This window comes from Azospirillum sp. HJ39 (assembly GCF_041507355.1).
In the GTDB taxonomy this organism is placed as follows: domain Bacteria; phylum Pseudomonadota; class Alphaproteobacteria; order Azospirillales; family Azospirillaceae; genus Azospirillum; species Azospirillum thiophilum.
This window is the reverse complement of sequence record NZ_CP167911.1, coordinates 1238775-1261972: the sequence shown is the minus strand read 5'-3', so window position 1 is coordinate 1261972 and position 23198 is coordinate 1238775. Positions and strand designations below refer to the sequence as shown.

The 23198-nt window shown below is 69.2% G+C and carries 20 protein-coding genes; 13 read left to right on the top strand and 7 right to left on the bottom strand.

Features of this window, described 5'->3' with window-relative positions:
- Nucleotides 1-48 precede the first annotated feature (48 nt).
- The 8 genes from ABMY26_RS19250 (at nt 49) to ABMY26_RS19215 (ending at nt 8345) form a co-directional block, all read left to right on the top strand.
- Nucleotides 49-843, top strand: a complete 795-nt coding sequence (locus ABMY26_RS19250) for a YdcF family protein (RefSeq protein WP_372398781.1) — start codon at nt 49-51, stop codon at nt 841-843.
- A 199-nt stretch (nt 844-1042) separates the two neighbouring features.
- Nucleotides 1043-2014 (top strand): septal ring lytic transglycosylase RlpA family protein, encoded by a 972-nt coding sequence (locus ABMY26_RS19245; protein ID WP_372398780.1) that lies wholly within the window; start codon nt 1043-1045, stop codon nt 2012-2014.
- A 128-nt stretch (nt 2015-2142) separates the two neighbouring features.
- The gene (locus tag ABMY26_RS19240; protein WP_372398779.1) at nt 2143-3330 is read left to right on the top strand and encodes a D-alanyl-D-alanine carboxypeptidase family protein; all 1188 of its coding nucleotides are present in this window, start codon (nt 2143-2145) and stop codon (nt 3328-3330) included.
- 11 nt (nt 3331-3341) lie between these two features.
- Entirely contained in the window at nt 3342-4010 is a 669-nt protein-coding gene (gene tmk, locus ABMY26_RS19235; RefSeq protein ID WP_372398778.1) for a dTMP kinase, read from the top strand.
- On the top strand, nt 4007-5125 hold the full coding sequence (locus tag ABMY26_RS19230; protein WP_372398777.1) for a DNA polymerase III subunit delta': 1119 nt from the start codon (nt 4007-4009) through the stop codon (nt 5123-5125). The genes tmk and ABMY26_RS19230 overlap by 4 nt, the downstream gene beginning before the upstream one ends.
- A gap of 48 nt (nt 5126-5173) precedes the next feature.
- Complete coding sequence (metG, locus tag ABMY26_RS19225; protein WP_372398776.1) at nt 5174-6724, top strand: methionine--tRNA ligase; 1551 nt, start codon at nt 5174-5176, stop codon at nt 6722-6724.
- An 8-nt stretch (nt 6725-6732) separates the two neighbouring features.
- A complete protein-coding gene (locus ABMY26_RS19220) occupies nt 6733-7527 on the top strand; it encodes a TatD family hydrolase (protein WP_372398775.1) in 795 nt (264 codons plus the stop codon).
- Nucleotides 7524-8345 (top strand): MBL fold metallo-hydrolase, encoded by an 822-nt coding sequence (locus ABMY26_RS19215; RefSeq protein ID WP_372398774.1) that lies wholly within the window; start codon nt 7524-7526, stop codon nt 8343-8345. Before ABMY26_RS19220 ends, ABMY26_RS19215 begins: the two co-directional genes overlap by 4 nt.
- Before the next feature lie 133 nt (nt 8346-8478).
- Here the strand turns inward: ABMY26_RS19215 and ABMY26_RS19210 are convergent, their stop codons facing one another.
- Nucleotides 8479-9576, bottom strand: coding sequence for a TRAP transporter substrate-binding protein (locus ABMY26_RS19210; protein WP_372398773.1), 1098 nt, complete (start codon nt 9574-9576; stop codon nt 8479-8481).
- A gap of 694 nt (nt 9577-10270) precedes the next feature.
- On the opposite strand from ABMY26_RS19210, the gene ABMY26_RS19205 reads away from it, so the two are divergent.
- From ABMY26_RS19205 to ABMY26_RS19195, 3 genes are all read left to right on the top strand, one after another.
- Nucleotides 10271-11443, top strand: coding sequence for an OpgC family protein (locus tag ABMY26_RS19205; protein WP_372398772.1), 1173 nt, complete (start codon nt 10271-10273; stop codon nt 11441-11443).
- Nucleotides 11444-11486: 43 nt separating this feature from the next.
- Nucleotides 11487-12278 (top strand): hypothetical protein, encoded by a 792-nt coding sequence (locus ABMY26_RS19200; protein WP_372398771.1) that lies wholly within the window; start codon nt 11487-11489, stop codon nt 12276-12278.
- Between the two features lie 68 nt (nt 12279-12346).
- Nucleotides 12347-13111, top strand: coding sequence for an SGNH/GDSL hydrolase family protein (locus ABMY26_RS19195; RefSeq protein ID WP_372398770.1), 765 nt, complete (start codon nt 12347-12349; stop codon nt 13109-13111).
- 40 nt (nt 13112-13151) lie between these two features.
- Here the strand turns inward: ABMY26_RS19195 and ABMY26_RS19190 are convergent, their stop codons facing one another.
- Both ABMY26_RS19190 and ABMY26_RS19185 read right to left on the bottom strand, forming a co-directional pair.
- Entirely contained in the window at nt 13152-13535 is a 384-nt protein-coding gene (locus ABMY26_RS19190; RefSeq protein WP_045580357.1) for a hypothetical protein, read from the bottom strand.
- 22 nt (nt 13536-13557) lie between these two features.
- Nucleotides 13558-16122, bottom strand: coding sequence for an EAL domain-containing protein (locus ABMY26_RS19185; RefSeq protein ID WP_372398769.1), 2565 nt, complete (start codon nt 16120-16122; stop codon nt 13558-13560).
- A gap of 199 nt (nt 16123-16321) precedes the next feature.
- Between ABMY26_RS19185 and recO the strand changes: the two genes are divergently transcribed.
- Together recO and parC are read left to right on the top strand one after the other, a co-directional pair.
- On the top strand, nt 16322-17053 hold the full coding sequence (recO, locus tag ABMY26_RS19180; RefSeq protein ID WP_372398768.1) for a DNA repair protein RecO: 732 nt from the start codon (nt 16322-16324) through the stop codon (nt 17051-17053).
- Nucleotides 17054-17065: 12 nt separating this feature from the next.
- The gene (parC, locus tag ABMY26_RS19175) at nt 17066-19291 is read left to right on the top strand and encodes a DNA topoisomerase IV subunit A (RefSeq protein ID WP_372398767.1); all 2226 of its coding nucleotides are present in this window, start codon (nt 17066-17068) and stop codon (nt 19289-19291) included.
- 185 nt (nt 19292-19476) lie between these two features.
- Here parC and ABMY26_RS19170 read toward each other — a convergent pair whose 3' ends face one another.
- Genes ABMY26_RS19170 through ABMY26_RS19155 form a run of 4 tightly spaced genes read right to left on the bottom strand, consistent with a single transcriptional unit; the run spans nt 19477 to nt 22799 of the window.
- Nucleotides 19477-20466 (bottom strand): MotE family protein, encoded by a 990-nt coding sequence (locus tag ABMY26_RS19170; RefSeq protein WP_372398766.1) that lies wholly within the window; start codon nt 20464-20466, stop codon nt 19477-19479.
- The gene (locus ABMY26_RS19165; protein ID WP_372398765.1) at nt 20463-21128 is read right to left on the bottom strand and encodes a DUF6468 domain-containing protein; all 666 of its coding nucleotides are present in this window, start codon (nt 21126-21128) and stop codon (nt 20463-20465) included. The genes ABMY26_RS19170 and ABMY26_RS19165 overlap by 4 nt, the downstream gene beginning before the upstream one ends.
- Nucleotides 21125-22198 carry a flagellar motor switch protein FliM gene (gene fliM, locus ABMY26_RS19160; RefSeq protein ID WP_045580361.1) on the bottom strand — a complete coding sequence of 358 codons (1074 nt, stop codon included), beginning with the start codon at nt 22196-22198 and terminating at the stop codon, nt 21125-21127. The genes ABMY26_RS19165 and fliM overlap by 4 nt, the downstream gene beginning before the upstream one ends.
- A 49-nt stretch (nt 22199-22247) precedes the next feature.
- Complete coding sequence (locus ABMY26_RS19155; protein WP_372398764.1) at nt 22248-22799, bottom strand: flagellar basal body-associated FliL family protein; 552 nt, start codon at nt 22797-22799, stop codon at nt 22248-22250.
- Nucleotides 22800-23198 lie beyond the last annotated feature (399 nt).

Below are 23198 nucleotides of genomic sequence, written 5' to 3'. Positions count from 1 at the left end.
GCCCCGCCTATGCTCGCCCCTCCCGTCCACGGCCAAGGCTGACTCCCGGTGCTGTCCTTCATCCTGTCGAAGCTGCTGTGGGGACTCGTGGCGCCGGGGAATGCGCTGGTGCTGGCGGTGGCGCTGGGCGCCCTGCTGCTGCGGACGCGCCGCTGGCAGCGGGCGGGCCGGCGGCTGGTGACGCTGGCGGCGCTGCTGTTGCTGCTGGTCGCCTACACCGGGCTCGGCGCCCTGGTCGCGCTGCCGCTGGAGAACCGCTTTCCCCGGAGCGAGCCGGACGGGCGCATCGACGGCATCGTCATGCTGGGCGGCGCGGTCAACCCGCCGATCACCGCCGACCGCGGCGACCCCTCGCTCAACGACGCCGCCGAGCGGGTGCTGGCCTTCGCCGATCTGGTCCGACGCCATCCGGAAGCCAAGGCGGTCTTCACCGGCGGCTCCGGCCGTCTGCTCGGGCAGGAGTACAAGGAGGACGGCTCCGCCCGCGCCGCGCTGCTCCAGGCCGGCATTCCCGAGGGCCGCGTCGTCTACGAGGCGATGTCCCGCAACACCTGGGAAAACGCGGTGTTCGCCAAGGAGATGGTGAAGCCGGCGCCGGGGGAGCGCTGGATCCTCGTCACCTCGGCGATGCACATGCCGCGGTCGGTCGGCATCTTCCGCGCGGTCGGCTGGGAGGTCGTGCCCTATCCGGTCGACTACCGCACCCGGCACGATGCCAAGCCCTATCTGCGGTTCGAGTTCGCGCACAATCTGGTCATCCTCGACGACGCGGTGCGCGAGTGGATCGGCCTCGCCGCCTACCGGCTGATGGGCCGCACCGGCGAGCTGTTCCCGGCACCCTGACCGCGGGGCTGGCGTCGGGGCGCCGGATGGGTGGCGACAGCAGGGCCGTGCCACCGGTCTGTATCATCGTGTCCGCAACCCGTTCGCAGCCATTGGCTAGGCCGTGCCACTCCGCTAGAGTGCCGCCGCCCCGGCGGTCGGCCCGGGCTGAATGGGGCCGGGACGAACGGGACGTTCCGGGGAACGAGGGGTTTGGCGGATGCGTCGCTGGCGCGGGATGAGCAGGGTGGTCGTGCTGATCGGCGTGGCGGCGCTGGCCGCCTGCGCGCAGAAGCCCGCCGGCACCGGCTCCGGCCTGCCGACCAGCGGCATCTACAAGGTGGGCAAGCCCTACCAGATCAACGGCGTCTGGTATTATCCCAAGGAAGATTACGGCTACGACGAGACCGGCATCGCGTCCTGGTACGGTCCCGGCTTCCATGAGAAGACCACCGCCAACGGCGAGATCTACGACCAGAACGAGCTGACCGCAGCCCACCGGACCCTGCCCATGCCGAGCCTGGTGCGCGTCACCAACCTGGACAACGGCCGCGCCGTCGTGGTGCGGATCAACGACCGCGGCCCCTATGCCAACGGCCGCGTCATCGACATGTCGCGCCGCGGCGCCCAGCTGCTGGGCTTCGACGGCCCCGGCACCGCCAAGGTCCGCGTGCAGATCCTGGCGGAGGAAAGCCGCGCCATCGCCGCCGCCGCGCGCCAGGGCACCCCCGCCCCGCTGCTGGCGGAAATGGACGGTCCGCCGCCCAAGGCCGCCCCGCGGGGCCGGATCGAGGTCAGCGGACCGGCCGGGCCGGTGACGACGCCCGGCGGCTCGACCGGGGCAGCCCGGCCGCCCACCGTCGGCGCCCCGGTGCCGCCGCCCGCGACCCTGGCCGGCAGCATATCGGAGGGCCGCTTCGTGCCGGCCCCGGTGGTTGCGCAATTGCCGGTGCAGGGACACGACGCCATCTATGTGCAGGTCGGCGCCTATGGCAGCGAGGAGAATGTCGCCAAGGCCCGCGCCCGGCTGTCCGCCATCGGCCAACCCGCCAGCATCAGCCGGACGCGGTCGGCCGGAATGACCCTTCAACGCGTCCGGGTCGGTCCGCTCGACAGCGTGGACCGTGCCGACGCCCTGCTCAACCAGATCATTCAGGCCGGCCTTACGGAGGCCAAAATCGTGGTGGATTGATCCGGGCGAGCCCGCCCCACCCGACCGCTCCGCCGGACGTCCGCAACCCAACGCCAATGGCCCGACGCCGATGGCCCGACGCCCATAGCGGAACGCCTGTTACCGAGTGCCCTTGGAGGATTGTTGCCATGAACGCTGTTGTCGTCCGCCTGTGCGCCGTTTTCGGCCGTTCCGTCGCCGCCGCGGCCGGGATCGCCCTGATGGCCGGGGCCACGATAGCCGCCGGCGCCGCCGACGCCCGGGCGGCGACGCTGGACACCATCGCCAAGCAGGCGATCCTGGTCGACCTGACCTCGAACACCGTCCTGTTCGAGAAGAACGCCGACGAGCGCATGGCGCCCTCGTCGATGAGCAAGATCATGACCGGCTACATGGTGTTCGAGGCGCTGAAGAGCGGCCGCCTGTCGCTGGACAGCACCCTGCCGGTCAGCGAGCGCGCCTGGCGCATGCAGGGCTCCAAGATGTTCGTGGAGCTGCACAACAACATCAAGGTCGACGACCTGATCAAGGGGATGATCGTCCAGTCCGGCAACGACGCCTGCATCGTGCTGGCGGAGGGGCTGTCCGGGTCGGAGAGCGCCTTCGCCGAGCAGGCGAACCGCCGGGCCAAGGAGCTGGGGCTGAAGGGCAGCAACTTCGCCAATTCCACCGGCTGGCCCGACCCCAACCACTATATGACCGCCCGCGACCTGGCGCTCCTGGCGGAGCATCTGATCAAGGAATTCCCGGAATACTACCGCTATTACTCGATCCGGGAGTTCAAGTACCACGGCATCAACCAGGGCAACCGCAACCCGCTGCTGTATCGCGGCATGGATGTCGACGGCATGAAGACCGGCCACACCGACGCCGGCGGCTACGGCCTGACCGCATCGGGCGAGCGCGAGGGGCGCCGGCTGCTGCTGGTGGTCAACGGCCTGCCCAGCATGCAAGCGCGGGCCGACGAATCGGCCCGGCTGCTGGAATGGGGCTTCCGCGAATTCGCGTCCTACACCCTCTACAAGGGCGGCGAGACGATCGAGCAGGTTCCCGTCTGGCTGGGCGAGCGGGACAGCGTTCCCGTCACCGTGCCGCAGAACCTGAGCGTCACCATGGCCCGCACCGACCGCCCCGGCATGAAGGTGTCGCTGGTCAGCAACTCCCCGGTCGCCGCGCCGATCAAGAAGGGCGACACCGTCGGCAAGCTGGTGATCTCCGCCCCCGGCTTCCCGGGCAAGGAGGTTCCGGTGGTTGCCGCCCAGGACGTGCCGAAGGCCGGCATCTTCGGCCGCGCCTTCGCCGCAGCCAAGTATCTCGTGTTCGGCAACAGCCTGTGACCGGGACGACGATGACCGCCTCAGCCGCCTCGGCAAAACGCGGCCGCTTCGTCACGCTGGAAGGCGGCGAAGGGGCCGGCAAGTCGACGCAATTGCGGCGGCTGGCCGACTCCCTGCGCGAAGCCCTGCGTGCCGGCGGTATCGATCTGGTGACGACGCGCGAGCCGGGCGGGTCGCCGGGGGCCGAGGAGATCCGCGGCCTGCTGGTGACCGGCGAGACCGGCCGCTGGAGCCCGGTGACGGAGGCCCTGCTGCACACCGCCGCCCGCCGCGACCATCTGGAGCGCACCGTCTGGCCGGCGCTGGAGGCCGGACGCTGGGTTCTGTGCGACCGCTTCTTCGACAGCACCATGGCCTATCAGGGCTACGGGCTCGGGCTCGGGCGCGAGCTGGTGGAGACTTTGCAACGGGCGGCGCTGGGCGGCTTCCGCCCCGACCTGACGCTGATCCTCGACATCGAGGTCGAGACGGGACTGCGCCGCGCCGCGTCGCGCCATGGCGGCGAGGACCGTTACGAGCGGATGGACATCGGCTTCCACCAGCGGCTGCGCGACGGCTTCCTGGACATCGCCCGCCGCGAGCCGGAGCGCTGCGCGGTGATCGACGCCGATGCCGATCCCGACACCGTGGAAGCCCGCATCCGGGACGCGCTGTCCACCCGGCTGGGGCTGGGGTCGTGAGCAAGGCGCGCGGCACCGCTGCCGCCGCGGCGGAGGCCGAGGAGACGCTGGCCCCGCGCCGCAATCCCGACCTCGTCGGCCATGACGAGGCCGAACGGCTTCTGCTGGAGGCGTGGAACTCCGGCCGGCTGCCGCATGCCTGGCTGATCGGCGGCACGCCCGGCGTCGGCAAGGCGACGCTGGCCTTCCGCTTCGCCCGCTTCGTCCTGGCGCAGGAGCAGCCTGGCGACAGCCTGTTCGGCGGGGCCGCTCCGGTGACGTCCCTGCACATCCCCCCCGAGCATCCGGTGTTCCGCCGGGTGGCGTCCGGCGGCCATGCCGACCTGCTGACGGTGGAACGCCAGCGCGACGAGAAGAAGGACCGGCTGAAGCGCGACATCGCCGTCGACGACGTGCGCAAGATCGGCCCCTTCCTGCGCCGCACCTCGTCGGAAGGCGGTTGGCGCGTCGCGGTGATCGACGGCGCCGACCGCATGAACCTGAGCGGCCTGAACGCCATCCTGAAGATCCTGGAGGAGCCGCCGCCCGGCGCCCTGCTGCTGCTGGTCAGCGACAATCCCGGCGGCATGCTGCCGACCATCCGCTCGCGCTGCCGCAAGCTGACGCTGAAGCCGTTGGAGGAGGATGCCGTCGTCGCGCTGCTGGGCCGGCACCGCCCCGACATCGCGGAGGAGGACCGCGCCGCGCTCTCCCGCCTGTCGGAAGGCAGCGTCGGCCGCGCCATCGATCTGGCCGATGCCGGCGGGCTGGCGCTCTACCGCGAGATGGTCGGGCTGCTCTCCGCCCTGCCCCGCCTCGACATCGCCGCCGCCCATGCCTTCGCCGACAAGCTGACCCGCAAGCAGGATGACGGGCTGTACGAGACGGCGACCGAGCTGCTGGTCTGGTGGCTGGCCCGCTTCGCCCGCTCGCTCGCCCGGGGAGCCTGGCCGGCGGAGGTGGTGCCGGGCGAGGCCGCCCTGATGACCCGGCTGGCCAACGCCCGCGGTCTTGAACGTTGGGTGGAGGTGTGGGAAAAGGTTCAGCGTCTTTTCGCGCGCGCGGAATCCGCGAACCTGGATCGCAAGCAGGTGGTCCTGAACGCCCTGGCGGCGCTGGAAACGGCGGCCGCCTAGCGTCGGTTCACCTGCCGGGTAACCTTGACTGGAAAGAAAGTGCCGCAAATGGCCGGGCCGAAGACCTTCTACCTGACGACGCCGATCTATTACGTGAACGACGTGCCGCACATCGGCCACGCCTACACGACGCTTGCCTGCGACGTCCTCGCCCGGTTCATGCGGCTCGACGGCTATGACGTGAAGTTCCTGACCGGCACCGACGAGCATGGCCAGAAGGTGGAGAAGTCGGCGGAGAAGGCCGGCATCCCGCCGCAGGACTTCACCGACCGGGTGTCGCAGAACTTCCGCGATCTCGTGTCGCTGATGAACTATTCCAACGACGACTTCATCCGCACCACCGAGCCGCGCCACGTCGCGTCGGTGCAGGCGCTGTGGACGGTGCTGAAGGACAAGGGCGAGATCTATCTCGGTTCCTATGCCGGCTGGTATTCGGTCCGCGACGAGGCCTTCTACGGCGAGGACGAGCTGACCACCAGCCCGGCCGGCAAGAAGATCGCCCCGACCGGCGCCGAGTGCGAGTGGGTGGAGGAGCCGTCCTACTTCTTCAAACTCTCGGCCTGGCAGGACCGGCTGATCGCCTTCTACGAGGCGAACCCGGATTTCATCGCCCCGGCCGGCAAGCGCAACGAGGTGATGGCCTTCGTCAAGTCGGGCCTGAAGGACCTGTCGGTCAGCCGCACCACCTTCAAGTGGGGCATCCCGGTGCCGGGCGACGACGCCCACATCATGTATGTCTGGCTCGACGCGCTGGCGAACTACATCACCGCCGTCGGCTACCCCGACACGACGGGCGAGTATGCGAAGTATTGGCCGGCCGACCTGCACATGGTCGGCAAGGACATCCTGCGCTTCCACGCCGTCTATTGGCCGGCCTTCCTGATGGCCGCTGGGCTGGAGCCGCCCAAGCGCGTCTTCGCCCATGGCTGGTGGACCATCGAAGGCCAGAAGATGTCGAAGTCGCTCGGCAACGTCATCGCGCCGGAGACGCTGGTCGACACCTATGGCCTCGACCAGACCCGCTATTTCCTGCTGCGCGAGGTGCCGTTCGGCAATGACGGCGACTTCTCGCACAAGCAGATGGTCAACCGGATCAACGGCAACCTCGCCAACGATTACGGCAACCTCGTGCAGCGCGTGCTGTCGATGATCGGCAAGAACTGCGGCGCCGCCGTGCCGGTGCCGGGCGCCTTCACCGAGGCCGACAACGCGCTGCTCGGCGCCGCCTACGGCATGCTCGACATCGTGCGGGCCGAGATCAGGGCGCAGGCCTTCCACAAGGCGCTCGACGCCATCTGGGCGGTGGTCGGCGACGCCAACCGCTATGTCGACGAACAGGCCCCGTGGGCGCTGAAGAAGACCGACCCGGCGCGCATGGCGACCGTGCTCTATGTGCTGGCCGAGACGATCCGCCATCTCGCCATCCTGACCCAGCCGGTGATGCCGGACGCGTCTGCCCGCATCCTCGACCTGCTGGCGCTGGGGCCGGACGCGCGCGGCTTCGGCAGCTTCGGGCCGTCGGGCGCGCTGGCCGCCGGCACGCCGCTGCCGGCGCCGCAGGGCGTCTTCCCGCGTTACGTCGAAGAACCGAAGGCCTGAGTTCCGGAATGCTCGTCGACAGCCATTGCCATCTCGACTTCCCCGACTTCGCCGAGGAGCTGGACGCGGTCGTCGACCGCGCCCGGCAGGCCGGCATCGGGCGGATGGTCACCATCTGCACCTACATCAGCCGTTTCGACCGCATCCTGGCGGTGGCGGAGCGCTATGACGACATCCTCTGCACGGTGGGCGTCCATCCCCATCAGGCGGCAGAGGAGTTCGCCATCACCACGACCGAACGGCTGCTCGAGCTGTCGCGCCATCCCAAGGTGATCGGGCTGGGTGAGACGGGGCTCGATTACTTCTACGACAAGAGCCCGCGCGACCAGCAGCAGGAGTGCTTCCGCCGGCACATCCGCGCCAGCCTGGAAACCGGCCTGCCGCTGATCGTCCACACCCGCGACGCCGACGACGACACCATGCGCATCGTCAAGGAGGAGTCCGCCGGCCAAAAGGTGAAGGGGCTGCTGCACTGCTTCAGCTCCGGCCGCGCCCTGGCGGAAGAGGCGCTGGACTATGGCTTCACCCTGTCGCTGTCAGGGATCGTCACCTTCAAGAAGTCGGAGGATCTCCGCGCCATCGTCAAGGACGTGCCGCTCGACCGCATCCTGGTGGAGACCGACGCGCCCTATCTGGCGCCGATCCCCTTCCGCGGCAAGCGCAACGAGCCGGCCTATGTCGCCCACACCGCGGCCTGCGTCGCCGAGGTGAAGGGGGTGACGGCGGAGGAGCTGGCGCGGGCCACCACCGCGAATTTCTTCCGCCTGTTCGACAAGGCCGCCATCGATGCGGCGGCTGCATGAGCGAGGCCGGCGCATCCTCCGGCCTGGACGGTGGGTCGATGCGCGTGACCATTCTTGGCTGCGGCGGGTCGCGCGGCGTGCCGGTGATCGCCGGGGTGCCCGGCGGCCAATGGGGCCGCTGCGATCCGGCCAATCCGAAGAACCGGCGGATGCGGCCGTCGGTGCTGGTCGAGCAGGGCGGCGTCTCCGTCCTGGTCGACAGCTCGCCCGACCTGCGGCAGCAGCTGCTCGACAGCGGCTGTTCCCGGCTCGATGCCGTGCTGTGGACCCACCAGCATGCCGACCATTGCCACGGCATCGACGAGCTGCGCGAGATCTGCCGCCAGATGCATGCCCCCATCGACGCCTATGGCTGGGACGAGCATCTGCGCGACATCGAGGTGCGTTTCCCCTATTGCTTCGACCCGCTGCCGGATGGCTATCCCTTCTACCGGCCGGTGCTGAAGGCGCACCGGATCGACGGGCCGTTCAGCGTGAAGGGGCTGGAGGTCACGCCGTTCGAGCAGGACCACGGCTATATGCGGACGGTCGGCTACCGCTTCGGCGGCTTCGCCTATTCGACCGACGTGGTGCGGCTGGACGAGCGGGCCTTCGCGGCGCTGGCGGGGGTCGAGACCTGGGTGGTCGATTGCGGCCGGATCGAGCCGCCGCACCCCGTCCATGCGCATCTGGCGCTGACGCTGGAGTGGATCGAGCGGGTGCGGCCGCGGCGGGCCTACCTGACCCACATGGACAACAGCATGGATTACGACAGCCTGCGCCGCATCCTGCCGGCGGGGGTCGAGCCGGCCTATGACGGGTTGGTGATCGAGGTGTGAGGGGGGGGCTGGCGGATGCCCCCACCCTAACCCTCCCCCGCTGGGCGGGGGAGGGGACAAGTGCTTAGCGGAAAAGTAGCGGCAGTCCCTCCCCCGCTCAGCGGGGGAGGTTAGGTGGGGGTCTAACGTCCCCTTACTTCTTCCTCTCAAGCGGCGGGGCCGCGTAGACGAAGCGGTCGAAGCTGTATTCGGCGACGCGGAACCACAGATATTCTTCCTCGCGGAACTTCTTCCACGCCTCGTAGATCTTGCGGAACTTCTCGTTCTTCGCCGCCTCGTCCTCATAGACCTCGATGGCGGCCTGGTAGCAGGCCTGCATCACCTCGTTCGGGAAGGGACGCAGCTGGGTGCCGGCGGCGACCAGACGCTTCAACGCGGTCATGTTCTGGACGTCGTACTTGCCCAGCATGTCGAGCGTCGCATCGGCGCAGGCCGCCTGCAGCGCCGCCTTGTAGGCCGGCGGCAGCGCCTCGAACTTCTCCTTGCCGAACAGCATGGAAACCTGCGGGCCGCCTTCCCACCAGCCGGGATAGTAGTAGTACTTGGCGACCTTGTGGAAGCCGAGCTTCTCGTCGTCATAGGGACCGACGAACTCGGCGCCGTCGATGGTGCCCTTCTCCAGCGCCGGATAGATGTCGCCGCCGCCGATCTGCTGCGGCACGACGCCCAGCTTGGCCATGATGGTGCCGGCATAGCCGCCGATGCGGAACTTCAGGCCCTTCAGGTCGTCGATGGTCTTGATTTCCTTGCGGAACCAGCCGCCCATCTGGGTACCGGTGTTGCCGGCGCCGATGGCGACCAGATTGTGGCCGGCGAAGAACTCGGCCATCAGCTCCTTGCCGCCGCCATGGGTCATCCAGGCGTTCTGCTGGCGGGCGTTCAGGCCGAACGGCATCGCCGCGTCGAAGGCGAAGGTCGGATCCTTGCCGACATAATAGTAGGAGACGGTGTGGCCGCACTCGATCGTGTTGTCCTTGACCGCATCCAGCACCTGGAGCGCCGGCACGATCTCGCCAGCCGCGAAGACGCGGATCTGGAACTTGCCGTCGGTCAGCTCGGCCACGCGCTTGGCCACGAACTCCGCACCGCCATAGATGGTGTCGAGGCTCTTCGGAAAGCTGGAGGCGCAGCGCCACTTGATTTCGGGCGCCGTCTGCGCGATGGCGGGGGCCGCGAGCGTGCTGGCAGCGACGCCCACACCGGCGGAGGTCAGAAATGCACGACGTTTCATCAAGAAGCTCCCTTGTCCATTCTCTGTTCAGCGTTTTTGTCGTTATGCGTTCTTATCGCTTTGCATTCACAGCGCCGGCCCGGCTGTTCGCCGGCCCGGACCCGGCCGCGCCAAATCCCTCACGGGACCGGACGGCGCCGGGTGAGCGGGGAAAGTGGGAATGGTTTGGAATGCACGCTCGACCAACCCGGACGTCGCACCGAAGGAAACCGCGGACGGGCGGGCGGGCGCCAGCGCATGGGCACCCCCACCGGTCACGCGGTTTCCGACGTCGATGTGCGTTTCCTCCCGTCCATCCGGGCTTGCCGCCGGCCTTGTCGGCCGATCCGTCCCAGCTTTCTTTTGCTTGCCGGATTATGCAGGAAGCAAATGGTCGCAATCAAGCACGAAGCGGAATTGAATATAGTATTTCAGAGGTTTAAGGCTGCGACGCGAAGCCGCGGCAGGGCATCGCCCCCGATGCTGCGCACGGCCGGCGCGACGGCGCGTCCCGCCCCCCGCCGCCTCCGTACAACCCGCCGGGCGCTCGCAATCGCCGGCAGGCTCCCCATCTCTTTCGCACCGGCGAAGCCTGCCCCCGGCCGTCATCCGCCGCGGCGCAGGAAAAACGCCGTGCCCCGGCCGGAAGCGATGAAACCGGGAGCGGATCGGGGTGTTGACGATGACAGGGCGGCCATTCGCAGGTTGAACGACCATGACCGACGCAAGCATGGCAGAAGAGGCGAAGGGGGCGGCGGCACGCGATCTGCGGCTCGACTTCTTCCGCGGGCTCGCCCTGTGGTTCATCTTCGTGAACCACATCCCGGCGAACCAGATCTCATGGGCGACGCCGCGGAATTTCGGGCTGAGCGACGCCACCGAGATCTTCGTCTTCATCTCCGGCTACACCGCGGCCCTGGTCTATGGCCGGACGCTGCAGGGACAGGGGCTGCCGATGGCGGGGGCGCAGGTGCTGCACCGCTGCTGGTCGCTCTACGTCACCTACATCATCCTGTTCTTCGCCTTCACCGCCCAGATCGCCTACACCGCCCGCGCCTTCGACAGCCCGCTGTTCGCCGAGGAGATGGGCATCGCCGGCTATTTCCAGGATCCTGTGGGCGCCCTGACCCAGGCGCTGCTGCTGAAGTTCCGGCCGGCGAACCTCGACGTGCTGCCGCTCTACATCGTGCTGCTGCTGGCCTTCCCGCTGCTGCTGCCGGCCCTGCGCAGCCGGCCGCTGGCGGTGCTGGCCGGGTCGGCCGCGCTCTATGGCGCCGCCCGGCACTGGGGCTGGAACCTGCCGACCTATCCGGATGGCGGCGTCTGGTACTTCAACCCCTTCACCTGGCAGTTCCTGTTCGTGCTCGGCGCCGTGCTGCAGGACCGGCCCGACCTGCGCGCCGCGGCGACCCGCTTCCGCCGGCCGGTGGCGCTGGCGGCGGCGGCGGTCCTGCTGGCGAGCCTGTTCCTGGCGCTGTCCTGGAAGTTCGCCCCGCTCCACGCGCTGATCCCGGTCGCGCTGACCGAGATCCTCTACCCCATCGGCAAGACCGACCTCGACCCGCTCCGGCTGCTCCATTTCTTCGCGCTGGCCTATCTCGTCCTCCGGCTGGTGCCCGCCGACGCGCCCTGGCTGCGCGGGACGCTGGCCGCCCCGGTGCTCGATTGCGGGCGGCAGTCGCTGCCGGTGTTCTGCCTGGGCGTGCTGCTGTCCTTCGCCGGGCAGACGGTGCTCGTCCATGTCAGCGGCTCGCTTTCCGCCCAGTTCCTTGTTACCGTGCTCGGCATCGCCGCGATGGTGCTCCTGGCCCGTTTCCTGGGCTGGTACCGCTCTGCCGGACGGGTCCGCCGCCCCAAGGCCGCGTCCGCCGGAAAGCTGAGCGCATGAGCGATGCCAGGAGCGCGCGCGTAAGGGAGCGCATGGGGAACGGATGAGACGACAGGTTCGGCGGTCGCCGGCCGCTGCGGCCATGATGCTGGCGGCCATGATGCTGGCTGCGATGGTGGCGGGCGCGCGTACCGAGGCCCGCGCCGGCATGCCGGCCGATCCAGCCTGCGCCGTGCCGGACAGCGTCCTCGCCCCCGGCGAAGCCTTGCCGCGGGTCGCATCCCGGCTGGCCGAAGACCGGACGCTGTCCATCCTGATCGCCCATTCCGCCAAGCCGAACCCGAAGCCCGGCATCGTCGGCTATCCGGTCCGGCTGGAGGAGGAGTTGAAGCGCCGCCTGCCCGGCCTCGACATCCGCATCTCCGTGCTGAGCCTGCCCGGCGAGGCGGCGCCGGCGATGGTCGCGCCGCTGGCCCGGGCGGTGGAGGAGCGGCGGCCGGCGCTGGTGGTCTGGCAGACCGGCACCGTGGACGCGATGCGCAGCCTCGATCCGGAGAGTTTCGGCATCGCGCTCCAGAACGGCATCGCCGAAGTACAGCGCCGCGGCGCCGATATCGTCATCATGGACATGCAGTACAGTATGCACACGGCTCAGTTGATCGACTTCGCCCCCTACGTCTCCTACATGTCCTGGCTGGCACAGAGCTCGGACGTCTTCCATTTCCCGCGCTACGACATCATGCGGCACTGGGTCGAGGACGGCCGGGTCGACTTCGCCGACGAAGGCGACGAGGCAAAGCGCCGTTCTTATGATTTCGTTCACCGTTGCATCGGACAATTGCTGGCGGAAAGCGTCGCCACGATGGTCGACCGACGCAACGGAGCCGGTCATTGAGCCCTGCCCTGCCTAAGCCCGTCAGATCCAGCGCCCGATCGGGTGCCCGCGCCCGTGCCTTCGCGCCGATGGCCGCCGCCATCCTGTCTGCCGCCATCCTCTCCGCCGCCCCGGCGGCGCGGGCCGCCGACGCCGCGCCGACGCCGGCGCAATGCCAGCTTCCGCGCGGCGATGCGGCGCTCTCGGCGCCGCTCCCGCTGCTGTCGCGGCGCATCGCCGCCGGCGAGCCGATCCGGATCGTCGCCATCGGCTCCTCCTCCACCGCCGGGGCGGGGGCGAGCGGTCCGGACAGGACCTATCCGGCCCGCCTCGCCCATCACCTGCGCGACCGCTTCGGCATGGCCGACATCGCGGTGCTGAACCGTGGGATCAACGGCGAAACCGACGACCAGACCGAGAAGCGGATCGACGCCGATGCGCTGGCGGCAAGGCCGGATCTGGTCATCTGGCAGGTCGGCGCCAACACGGTGCTGCGCGACGGCGACCAGGGGCTCAGCGAACGCTCGGTGCGCCAGGGGGTCGAGCGGCTGCGCGCCGCCGGCATCGACGTCGTGCTGATGGATTTGCAATACGCCCCGAGGATGGTGGAGAAGGCCGGCGTCGCCCCGATGCTGGCGCGCATCGCCGACATCGCCGCCGACGAGCGTGTCGGGCTGTTCCACCGTTTCGCGGTCATGCGCTCCCTGGTGGACTCCCGCCGGATGGCCGTCACCGACCTGATCGGGCCGGACGGCGTGCACCAGAACGACGGCGGCTACGACTGCGTCGCCAGCATGCTGGCGGTCGGCATCGAGGATGCCGTCCGCGTCCACAACAGCGGGCTGGCGCGGTAGGACGCGCCGCCCACCGCTGCAGCACTTATCGCTGCAACACTTATCGCTGCATCAGGGCGCTTTCCTTGCCGCAGAGGAAGAACACCTTCGAATAGACCTTGAGCAGCGCGTCGGTCAGCGCCTGGACCTCGGGGCTGCCCATGGCGCGCGGCTTGGCCGGGTCGACATGCAGGACGCAGCTGTCCTTGACGTCGTTGAAGGCGGCAAGCGCGTGGATGCGGTCGGGACGGAACTCCTCGGGGAAATTCTCGTCCATCAGCCAGAAGCACTGGAAGTTCCGGCAGGATTGCGGCCGGTCCTCGTAGATCGAGCAGCCCTTGCCCTGGTCGCAGGACGCGCACCATTTGGCCGACGGCTTCTTCAGCTCCGGCACCCCCATCAGCTTGCAGCACAGGGTGCATTCCCCGCAATCGCGGTCGGACATAACGGGTTCTCCAAAAAACAGGTCAGGCCGGCGCCGGCAGGCCCGCGCAAACCTCGGCGGCCAGCAGACGCTCCACCGCCTCCGGCAGGGCCGGGCGGGCGAAGTGGAAGCCTTGCGCGTATTTGCACAGGATGCCGCGCAGATACACCGCTTCGTCCGCCGTTTCCACCCCTTCCGCCACGGTGTCGAGTCGCAAAATGGTGGCAAGCCCGGCGATGACCTGGACGATGGCGGCGTTGCTTTCCCCCATCGACACCGCACGGACGAAGCTGCGGTCGATCTTCAGCACGTCGACCGGCAGCTTGTGCAGATAGGCAAGCGACGAATAGCCGGTGCCGAAGTCGTCGATCGAAATCCGCACGTCCATGTCGCGGATGCTCTGCATCAGCATCCGGCATTCGTCCGGATCCTTCATCAGCAGGCTTTCGGTGACTTCCAGCTTCAGGCTCGACGGCGGGATCGGCACGGCGTCCAGCAGGTCGCGCACCGCGCCGACCAGATCGTCGTCGCGGAACTGGCGGGTGGAGACGTTGACGCTCATGAACAGCGGCACCGGGCGGGGAAAGCGCGCCTGCCAGGCGGCGAGCTGCCGCACCGCCTCGCCCAGCGCCCAGCGGCCCATCGGCGCGATCAGCCCGGTCTCCTCCGCCAGCGGAATGAACTCGACCGGCGAAACCGGCCCGCGGTCGGGATGGTTCCAGCGCATCAGCGCCTCGAACCCGGCGATGGCGCCGGTCTCCAGCAGCACGATCGGCTGGTAGTGCAGGCAGAGCTGACCCTGCTCCAGCGCGGCGCGCAGGTCGGCCTCCAGCCGCATCGCCGCCATCGCCTGCCGGCGCAGGTTGGCGTCGAACACGTCGATGCGCGCCCGCCCGCCGCTCTTGGCGCGGTACATGGCGAGGCTGGCGTCGCGCAGCATGTCCTCCGCCCGCTCGTATCCGGTCTGGCTGAGCGCCACGCCGATGGAGGCGGTCAGCACGATGTCGCGTCCCTCCTCCTGCGGGACCGGGCGGGAGATGGCGCGGGCCATGCGCTCGGCCGCCTCCAGCGCGTCGCCGGCATCGTCCAGCTCGTCCAGCAGCACGGCGAACTCGTCGGCCGACAGGCGGGCCAGCGTGTCGCCGACGCGGCGGTTCACGTCCAGCCGCTGGGCGACGATGCGCAGGACACGGTCGCCGGTGCTGCTGCCGAGCGCGTCGTTGATCGCCTTGAAGCGGTCGAGATCGACGATGATCACCGCGAAGGGCCGGGCGCCGGCCCGGCGGTTGCGGTCCAGCGCCTGCCCGATGCGGTCGAGCAGCAATGTGCGGTTCGGCAGGCCGGTCATGCTGTCATGGACGGCGTTGAACAGGATCTGCTGTTCGGCCTGCTTGCGCGCGGTGATGTCGGTCATCGAGCCGGCCATGCGGACGGCGCAGCCCCTGTCGTTGCGCACCGCCAGCCCGCGCACCAGCATCCACAGCTCGGCACCGGCCTTGCTGCGGATGCGGAACTCGTGCTGGAGATGGGGACGCTCGCCGGCCACATGCAGGGTGACGGCGGTGCGCAGCCCGTCCAGGTCGTCGGGCAGCACACGCTGGAACCATTCGTCGACGGTGCCGGCGATCTCCGCATCGTCGAAGCCGAGCATCGCCTTCCAGCGCGGCGAGTAATAGACCTCGCCGCTGTCGAGATGCCAGTCCCACAGCCCGTCGGCCGCCCCGGCGGCGGCGAGCGCATAGCGCTCCTCGCTCTGGCGCAGGCGCTGCTCGGCGGTCTTGCGGTCGGTCACGTCGGCCTGGCTGCCGACCAGCCGGATCGGCTTGCCGGCTTCGTCCAGCACGGCGATGCCGCGGCAGGCCATCCAGCGGGTGGCCCCGGCGGCGTTGCGCATGCGGTATTCGACCTGGAAGGCGGCGTCCGCAGCCGGCTCCCCGCCCGGATCGGCGTCCGGATCGGCCGTCGCCATCCCCCCCAACGCATCGGTCAGGATGGTCCGGTCGGCCGGATGGATGCGGCCCAGCCATTCCCGCGGGTCGTCGGTCAGCTCGCCCGGCGCCAGCCCCAGCAACGAGGCCCAGCGCGGCGAGTAATAGACGCGGTCGGTGACCAGATCCCAGTCATAGAGCCCGTCGTTGCTAGCGGCGGCGGCGAGCGCATAGCGCTCCTCGCTGCGGCGCAGCTCCTGCTCGGCATGCTTGCGGTCGGTGATGTCGGCGACGGAGCCTACCAGCCGGACCGGCATGCCGGCATCGTCCATCACCGCCATGCCGCGGCAGACCAGCCAGCGCCAGCGCGGCTTGGCCCCATTGGCCGAAGGGGCGCTTGACTCGGCGCGGCGGACGCGATGCTCGATCTGGAAGGGAACCGACAGCCCGACCATCTGCGCCTCGAACGAGGCGTGCAGCCAGTCGACATCCTCGGGATGGACCAGCGACAGCCAGTCGTTCGGCCGGTTGGCATCGCGGCCGGTGTCGCCCGGGGCCAGCCCGAGAAAGCCCTTGAAGCGGGGAGAGAGGTACAGCGTGTCGCTGCGCAGGTCCCAATCCCAGACGCCTTCGGAGCCAGCCATTTCCGCCAGCAGATATCGGTCGATGTTGGTGTTCAAAGACCCCTCGTCGGCCCCGGTCTGCGGTCAGCGAATGGCGGGGGCGACCCACCGGCGAGGCGCAATTCTAAGGCGAGTTTGGTGAAGAAAACATGAATGTCCCCGCTTGCGGCAACCCGGTACCGTCACGAACGGTTCCCTCCGGGAAATTTTTTCCTATATTAGGATAAACCGCTGCCCCACCTGCGAACGGCCCCCAATGGATTGGTCCGATCAGGGAATCGTCCTGTCGTCCCGCCCGCAAGGCGAAGGCTCCGCCGTCGCCACGCTGCTGACGCGCGACCACGGCCGTCATGCCGGCATGGTGATGGGCGGCCGCTCCGCCCGCCAGCGCGGCACGCTGGAACCTGGAACGCTGGTCGCCGTCCGCTGGCGCGGGCGCCTGCCCGAACATCTCGGCCATTTCACCCTGGAGCCGGTGAAGGGCTATGCCGCCGGCTTCTTCGACGACGCGCAGACGCTGGCGGCGCTGACCAGCGCCTGCGCCCTGGTCGAGGCCGCCCTGCCCGAGCATGAGCCGCACCCGGCGCTGTTCGACGGGCTGCTCACCCTGTTCGGCCTGCTCGACGGCCCGGCCTGGGCCGAGACCTATGTGCGCTGGGAGATCGGGCTGCTGGCCGAGCTTGGATTCGGGCTCGACCTCGACCGCTGCGCGGTGACGGGGGCCAACGACTATCTCGCCTTCGTCAGCCCGCGCACCGGCCGCGCGGTGACCGCCTCGGTGGGCGAACCCTACCGCGACCGGCTGCTTCCCCTGCCCGATTTCCTGGCCGGGCGCGGCGGCGGCGGCCCCGCCGCGGTCGCCGACGGGCTGCGACTGACCGCACATTTCCTGGAACGCCACGTCCTGAACGGCCCCCTGCCGCCGGCGCGCGACCGCTTGAGGGAACGTTACGCGAACGCGGTAGCGCGGGCCGGCTTTAGCTGCTAAACCCCCCTGATCATGAAGCCGCAAAACCCCGCCTCCGAGATCCTGGAAAAGCCGCTGGCCGACGCGCTCGGCGAGCGCTATCTCAGCTATGCGCTGTCCACCATCATGTCGCGCTCGCTGCCCGACGTGCGCGACGGGCTGAAGCCGGTGCACCGGCGCCTGCTGTTCGCCATGAGCCAGCTGCGGCTGGAGCCGACGACCCCGCCCAAGAAGTCGGCCCGCGTCGTCGGCGACGTGATCGGCAAGTTCCACCCGCACGGCGACAGCTCGGTCTACGACGCGCTGGTGCGGCTGGCGCAGGATTTCTCCGTCCGCTATCCGCTGGTCGACGGCCAGGGCAATTTCGGCAACATCGACGGCGATAACGCCGCGGCGATGCGCTACACCGAAGCCCGCCTGACCGAGGTGGCGAAGGCGCTGCTGGAGGGCATCGACGAGGATGCCGTCGATTTCCGCCCGACCTACGACGGCGACGGCGACGAGCCGGCGGTGCTGCCGGCCAACTTCCCCAACCTGCTGGCCAACGGGTCGAGCGGCATCGCGGTCGGCATGGCGACCAACATCCCGCCGCACAATGTCGGCGAGATCTGCGACGCGCTGCGCCACCTGATCAAGCACCGCGACGCGCCGATCGAGACGCTGGTCGGCTTCATGCCCGGCCCCGACTTCCCCACCGGCGGCGTGCTGGTCGAGTCGCGGGAGAATGTGATCGAGGCCTACCGCACCGGCCGCGGCGCCTTCCGCCTGCGCGCCCGCTGGGAGGTCGAGCGGCTGGGCCAGGGCACCTGGCAGATCGTCGTCACCGAGATGCCCTATCAGGTGCAGAAGGCCCGGCTGGTCGAGAAGATCGCCGAGCTGCTGCTGGCCAAGAAACTGATCCTGCTGGACGACGTGCGCGACGAATCGGCGGAGGACGTCCGTCTCGTCCTGGTGCCGAAGAACCGCAACGTCGATCCCGAGGTGCTGATGGCCTCGCTGTTCCAGGCCACCGACCTGGAAATCCGCTTCTCGATGAACATGAACGTGCTGGGCGCCGATCATGTGCCGCGGGTGATGAACCTGCGCGAGGTGCTGCAGGCCTTCCTCGACCACCGGCACGAGGTGCTGGTCCGCCGGTCCAACCACCGGCTGCGGCAGATCGACCACCGGCTGGAGGTTCTCGGCGGCTATCTCGCCGCCTACCTGAACCTCGACGAGGTCATCCGCATCATCCGCGAGGAGGACGAGCCCAAGCAGGAGCTGATCCGCGCCTTCACCCTGACCGACGTCCAGGCCGACGCCATCCTCAACATGCGCCTGCGCAACCTGCGCAAGCTGGAGGAGATGGAGATCCGCCGCGAGCACGAGGCGCTGACCGCCGAGAAGAACGGCCTGCTGGAGTTGCTGGGCGACGAGGCCCTGCGCTGGAAGCGCATCGCCGAGAGCGTGGCCGAGATCAAGAAGAAGTTCGGCGCCGGCGCGCTCGGCAAGCGGCGCACCGACATCGCCGACGCGCCGGCCATGATCGAGGTGCCGCTGGACGCGCTGGTCGAGCGCGAGCCGGTCACCGTCATCTGCTCGGCCAAGGGCTGGATCCGCACGGTGCGCGGCCACCTGACCGACGCGGAAGCCGACGAGGTGAAGTACAAGGACGGCGACGAGCGCGGCTTCATCGAGCGCTGCGAGACGACCGACAAGCTGCTGGTCTTCGCCAGCAACGGCAAGTTCTTCACCATCGGCGCCGACAAGCTGCCGCGCGGCCGCGGCTTCGGCGAGCCGGTGCGGCTGATGATCGACCTCGGCAACGACGTCGACATCGTCGACCTGTTCCGCCACCGGCCCGGCCGCACCCTGCTGGTGGTGTCGGAGGACGGCCGCGGCTTCCGCGTCGACGAGGCGGAGGTGCTGGCCCAGACCCGCAGCGGCAAACAGGTGCTGAACCTGGAGGACGGCAAGTCGGCCCGCCTGTGCCATCCGGTCAGCGGCGACACCGTGGCGATCATCGGCAACAACCGCAAGATGCTGGTCTTCCCGCTGGAGCAGGTGCCGGCGATGACCCGCGGCAAGGGCGTGCAGCTTCAGAAATACAAGGACGCCAGCGTCGCCGACGTGAAGACCTTCACGCTGGCCGACGGCTTGAGCTGGCGGAACGGCGAGCGGAACTTCACCGTCCACGACCTGACCGGCTGGATGGGCGACCGCGCCGGCATCGGCAAGATGCCGCCGAACGGCTTCCCGAAGAACAACCGGTTCATGTGACAGGGGGTTTGGGGGTGCTTTCTGGTGCCCCCTCCCTCCCACGGCTTCGCCGCGGGTCCCTCCCTCCCCCGCCTTCGGCGGGAGAGGGCAAATTCGCAATGCGGCGGCAGTCCCCTCTCCCACCGAAGGTGGGGGAGGGTTAGGGAGGGGGCACCGCTGCGTGACGCACCCGCAAAAACACTCCCCTACTTCGGAACCGTCACCGTCGCCGTCAGCGGCACGCGGCGTTCGACCAGGGCCGAGGTGACCTCCTTGGCCTTCACCGGGTCCATGGCGGCCAGGATCGGCGCGGTCTTCTGTTCCTTCATCTTCTGGATGACGCCCAGCAGCACCGGCATGTCGAGTTCCTCGAAGATGCGGGCGGCCTCCTTCGGCTTCATCGTCTCGTAGATCTTCACCAGGCTTTCCAGCTGCGCCGACTGCTTGTCGTCGCCCTGGGCCATCAGCTTCTGGATGTCGGCGCGGGTCTTCTCCATCTCCGCCACCTTCTGGTCGATCCGCTTCTCGGCGGCGGCCAGCAGGGCTTCGCGCTGCTCCATCTCCTTGGTGCGGCGCTCGATCTCGGCGCGGCGGTCGGCGAAATGCTGGAGAAGCTCCTGGTTGTCGATCGGGCCGAGCGGGGCCGGCGGCGCATTGGCGGCCGGGGCGCCGGCCGCGGCGCTCGACCCGCCGGGGGCCGGCGGCGGCGCCTTGCCGGGCGCGGTCGCCATCGGCTTGGTGGTGGCGGCGGGCGGGGTCTGGCCGGCCGGCGTCGCCGGGGTGTTGCTTTGCGGCCCCTGGGCAAGGCTGACCGGGAAATCGGGCAGGCGGGCGTCATGGGTGGCGAGCCGCCACAGATCGCCGACCCGCACGCCCAGCATCATCACCGCGACGAAGATGGTCAGCGGCAACAGGCGGAAGCGGAAGCCGCGCAGCCGCGCCCGCAGCCGCTCGGTCAGCGGCACGCGCGGCCGTGCCGGCTTGCGCGCCTTGGCCTTGGCCTTGCCCTTCTTCGCCGGGCCCTTGCCGGCCGGGCGCACGGCCGGCAGTTGCGCCTGCTGGGCCTGTTGCGCGGCGAGCGTGGGGGAGGTGCGCACGCCGGTCGGCGCTGCGCCGGCCGGACGGATCACCACCCTGGGTTCCGCAGTGCCGCCCGCCGCCGCGGCGGGCCGCCCGTCATTGGTGCGCATGCTCATCCGAGCCCCTTACCGGCGTTCTCGATCGCCTGCAGCAGTTCGCGTTCGGCCCGCGACAGGGTTTCGCCGTCGCGCAGCATGGGTTCGCGCGGTTCGCCCGCCGGCTCCGCCCGTGGGGCGGCGCGGCGCGGCGGCCCATCGTGTCTGGCGGAATCCAGCCGGGCGGGCGGCGGCGCGTCGTGGTGGCCGTCATCGTCCTCGGTCGGCAGGCTGCGCAGGGTGGGCCGCGGCACCACCAGCGGCGCCCGCGCCGGGCTGCGCGCCGCCAGCGCCGGGGCGACGGCGGCAGAACGTCCCATATCGCGCCCCATATCGCGCCCCATATCGCCGCGCAGGCCGTCGCGGCCCCCGACGCCGCCCAGCCGGTTGGCCAGCGTGTCGGCCGCCTCGATCATGAAATGCAGTTCGTCGCGCAGGGCCTGCGCCTTGGCGACGGTGCGCTGAAGCTCCTCGCCGGTGTCGCCGGCCGCCTTCTTCAGCGTGCGCACCCCGGTTTCCGCCCGCCCCATCGCCTCGTTGAGGCCCCGGATCAGTTCGGCCATCTCGCCGCGGCTCTCGCGCAACGCGATGATCTGCCGGTTCAGGATGATCGCATAAGCGATGGTGGCCGCCAGCAGGCCGACCATCACGACGTCGATGATGATGGAGACCAGCGGACTCATAGCCTCATGACCTCCTGCTTGGGCAGTTCCTTTTCCAGCCGGACGGCGATGTGGCCGCCCTTGCGCCCCATCCGCCCCTGGAACATCGACACGTCGCCGCAGCGCAGCTCGATGGCGCCGTCCGGGGTGGCGTTCAGCAGGATGCGGGTGCCGACGCGCCAGTTCAGCACGTCGTGCAGGGTCATCGTCACCTCGTCCAGCACGGCGGACAGATCGACGTCCGTCACCATCAGTTCCGAGGCCAGGTGGGTTTCCCAGATCGAGTCACGGCCGAACTTCTCGCCCATGAACATCTGGAGCAGCAGTTCGCGCACAGGCTCCAGCGTCGCATAGGGGATCATCAGTTCCAGCCGGCCGCCGCGATCCTCCATGTCGATGCGCAGCTTGACCAGCACGGCGGCATTGGCCGGACGCGCGATGGTGGCGAAGCGCGGATTGGTCTCCAGCCGGTCGAAGCGGAAGGTGACGGGCGACAGCGGGTCGAAGGCGGCGGACAGGTCGGACAGCACCACATGGACCATGCGTTCCACGAGGTTGCGCTCGATGGTGGTGTAGGGCCGCCCCTCGATGCGCATCGCCGCGGTGCCGCGCCGGCCGCCCAGCAACACGTCGACGATGGAATAGATCAGCGCCGAGTCCACGACCATCAGGCCGTAATTGTCCCACTCCTCCGCCTTGAACACCGACAGCATCGCCGGCAGCGGGATCGAGTTCAGGTAGTCGCCGAAACGCACCGACGAGATCTGGTCGAGGCTGACCTCGACATTGTCGGAGGTGAAGTTGCGCAAGGACGTGGACATCATGCGGACGAGGCGGTCGAAGACCACCTCCAGCATGGGCAGGCGTTCGTAATTGACCAGCGCCGAGTTGACCAGCGCCATGATGCCGGAATTGTCGCCGTCGCCGGCACCGCCCTGGTCGAAGCCGAGCAGGCTGTCGATCTCGTCCTGGTTGAGGACGCGGGTCGACCCGCCGCCGCCCATGTCGCCGACGTCGCCGCTGTCCTCTGCCAGTGCCGCCCATTCCGCGGCAAGCCGTTCCTCTTCGCTCAGCTCTTCGGTGTCGCTCATCGGCCTCAACCCCCACCCGACCGGGCCGCCGTCCAAGCCGGCACGGCCGTCACTGGACCAGCATTTCCTTGAACAGCACGTCCTTCACCTTCACCGGAAAGGCCGCGGCGGTGATGCGCAGCAGCAGTTCCTGGCGCAACCGGTACATGCCGGCCGACCCGCGCAGATCCTCCAGCCGCAATTCGCGCAGATACACCTGGAAATTGTCGATGATGCGCGGCAGCACATGCTCCACCGCGCCGACATCCTCCGGCTTGGACAGCTGGATCGAGATCTTGATCTTCAGGAAGGCCGGCCGCTTGTTGCCGGTGTTCAGGTTCACCAGCATGTCCGGCAGGTCGTAGAAGACCGGGGCGGCATGCGGATCGGCCTTGCCCGGCTCGGCCCCGTGCTCGCCCTCCGCCGCGGCCTGCTCGCCCTCCGCCGCCTTCTCCTCCTTGCCCAGCAGGCTGTCGAGCAGGCCGGAGAAATAGACGCCGGCACCGGCACCGATCAGCAGGACGAGCGGCAGGACCACGAACAGAACCAGCTTCTTGCCGCTGAATTTCTTCCGGGGCAGGCCGTCGGTCGAAAGTTCGCCGGCATTGGATTCGGCAGCCATGACATCCTGGAATCGTTCGAGCTACGCAAGGGCACAGGGCATCCCCCGCCTGTCCAGGTCAAAGCTACTTTTGGGATAGTTAATAACTCCTTTCGAGTGGCCGGCGGACCGCCCCGGGCGGACAGGTTTGCACCATCCGTTGCGGTTTCGGCACGGTTCTTGATTGGGGCTGCCCGGCAGTCCCTGCGCGGCGCCTGTCGATCCCCCCGGACTCCGTCTCCCGGACTCCTTCCCCCGGATCGGCCGCCGCGACGCCGGGACTCCGCCCCCGCGCCCCGCCGCCCTTCCCGGGCCGGCGGGCCGGACCGTCATCGCCCCGCCGCAGCCCGATGCGGCGGGAACGGGTTCTCCTTGCCCGGCCGGACCCGGCAAGGACTCCCGTCACCCCGGCAGTTTCTG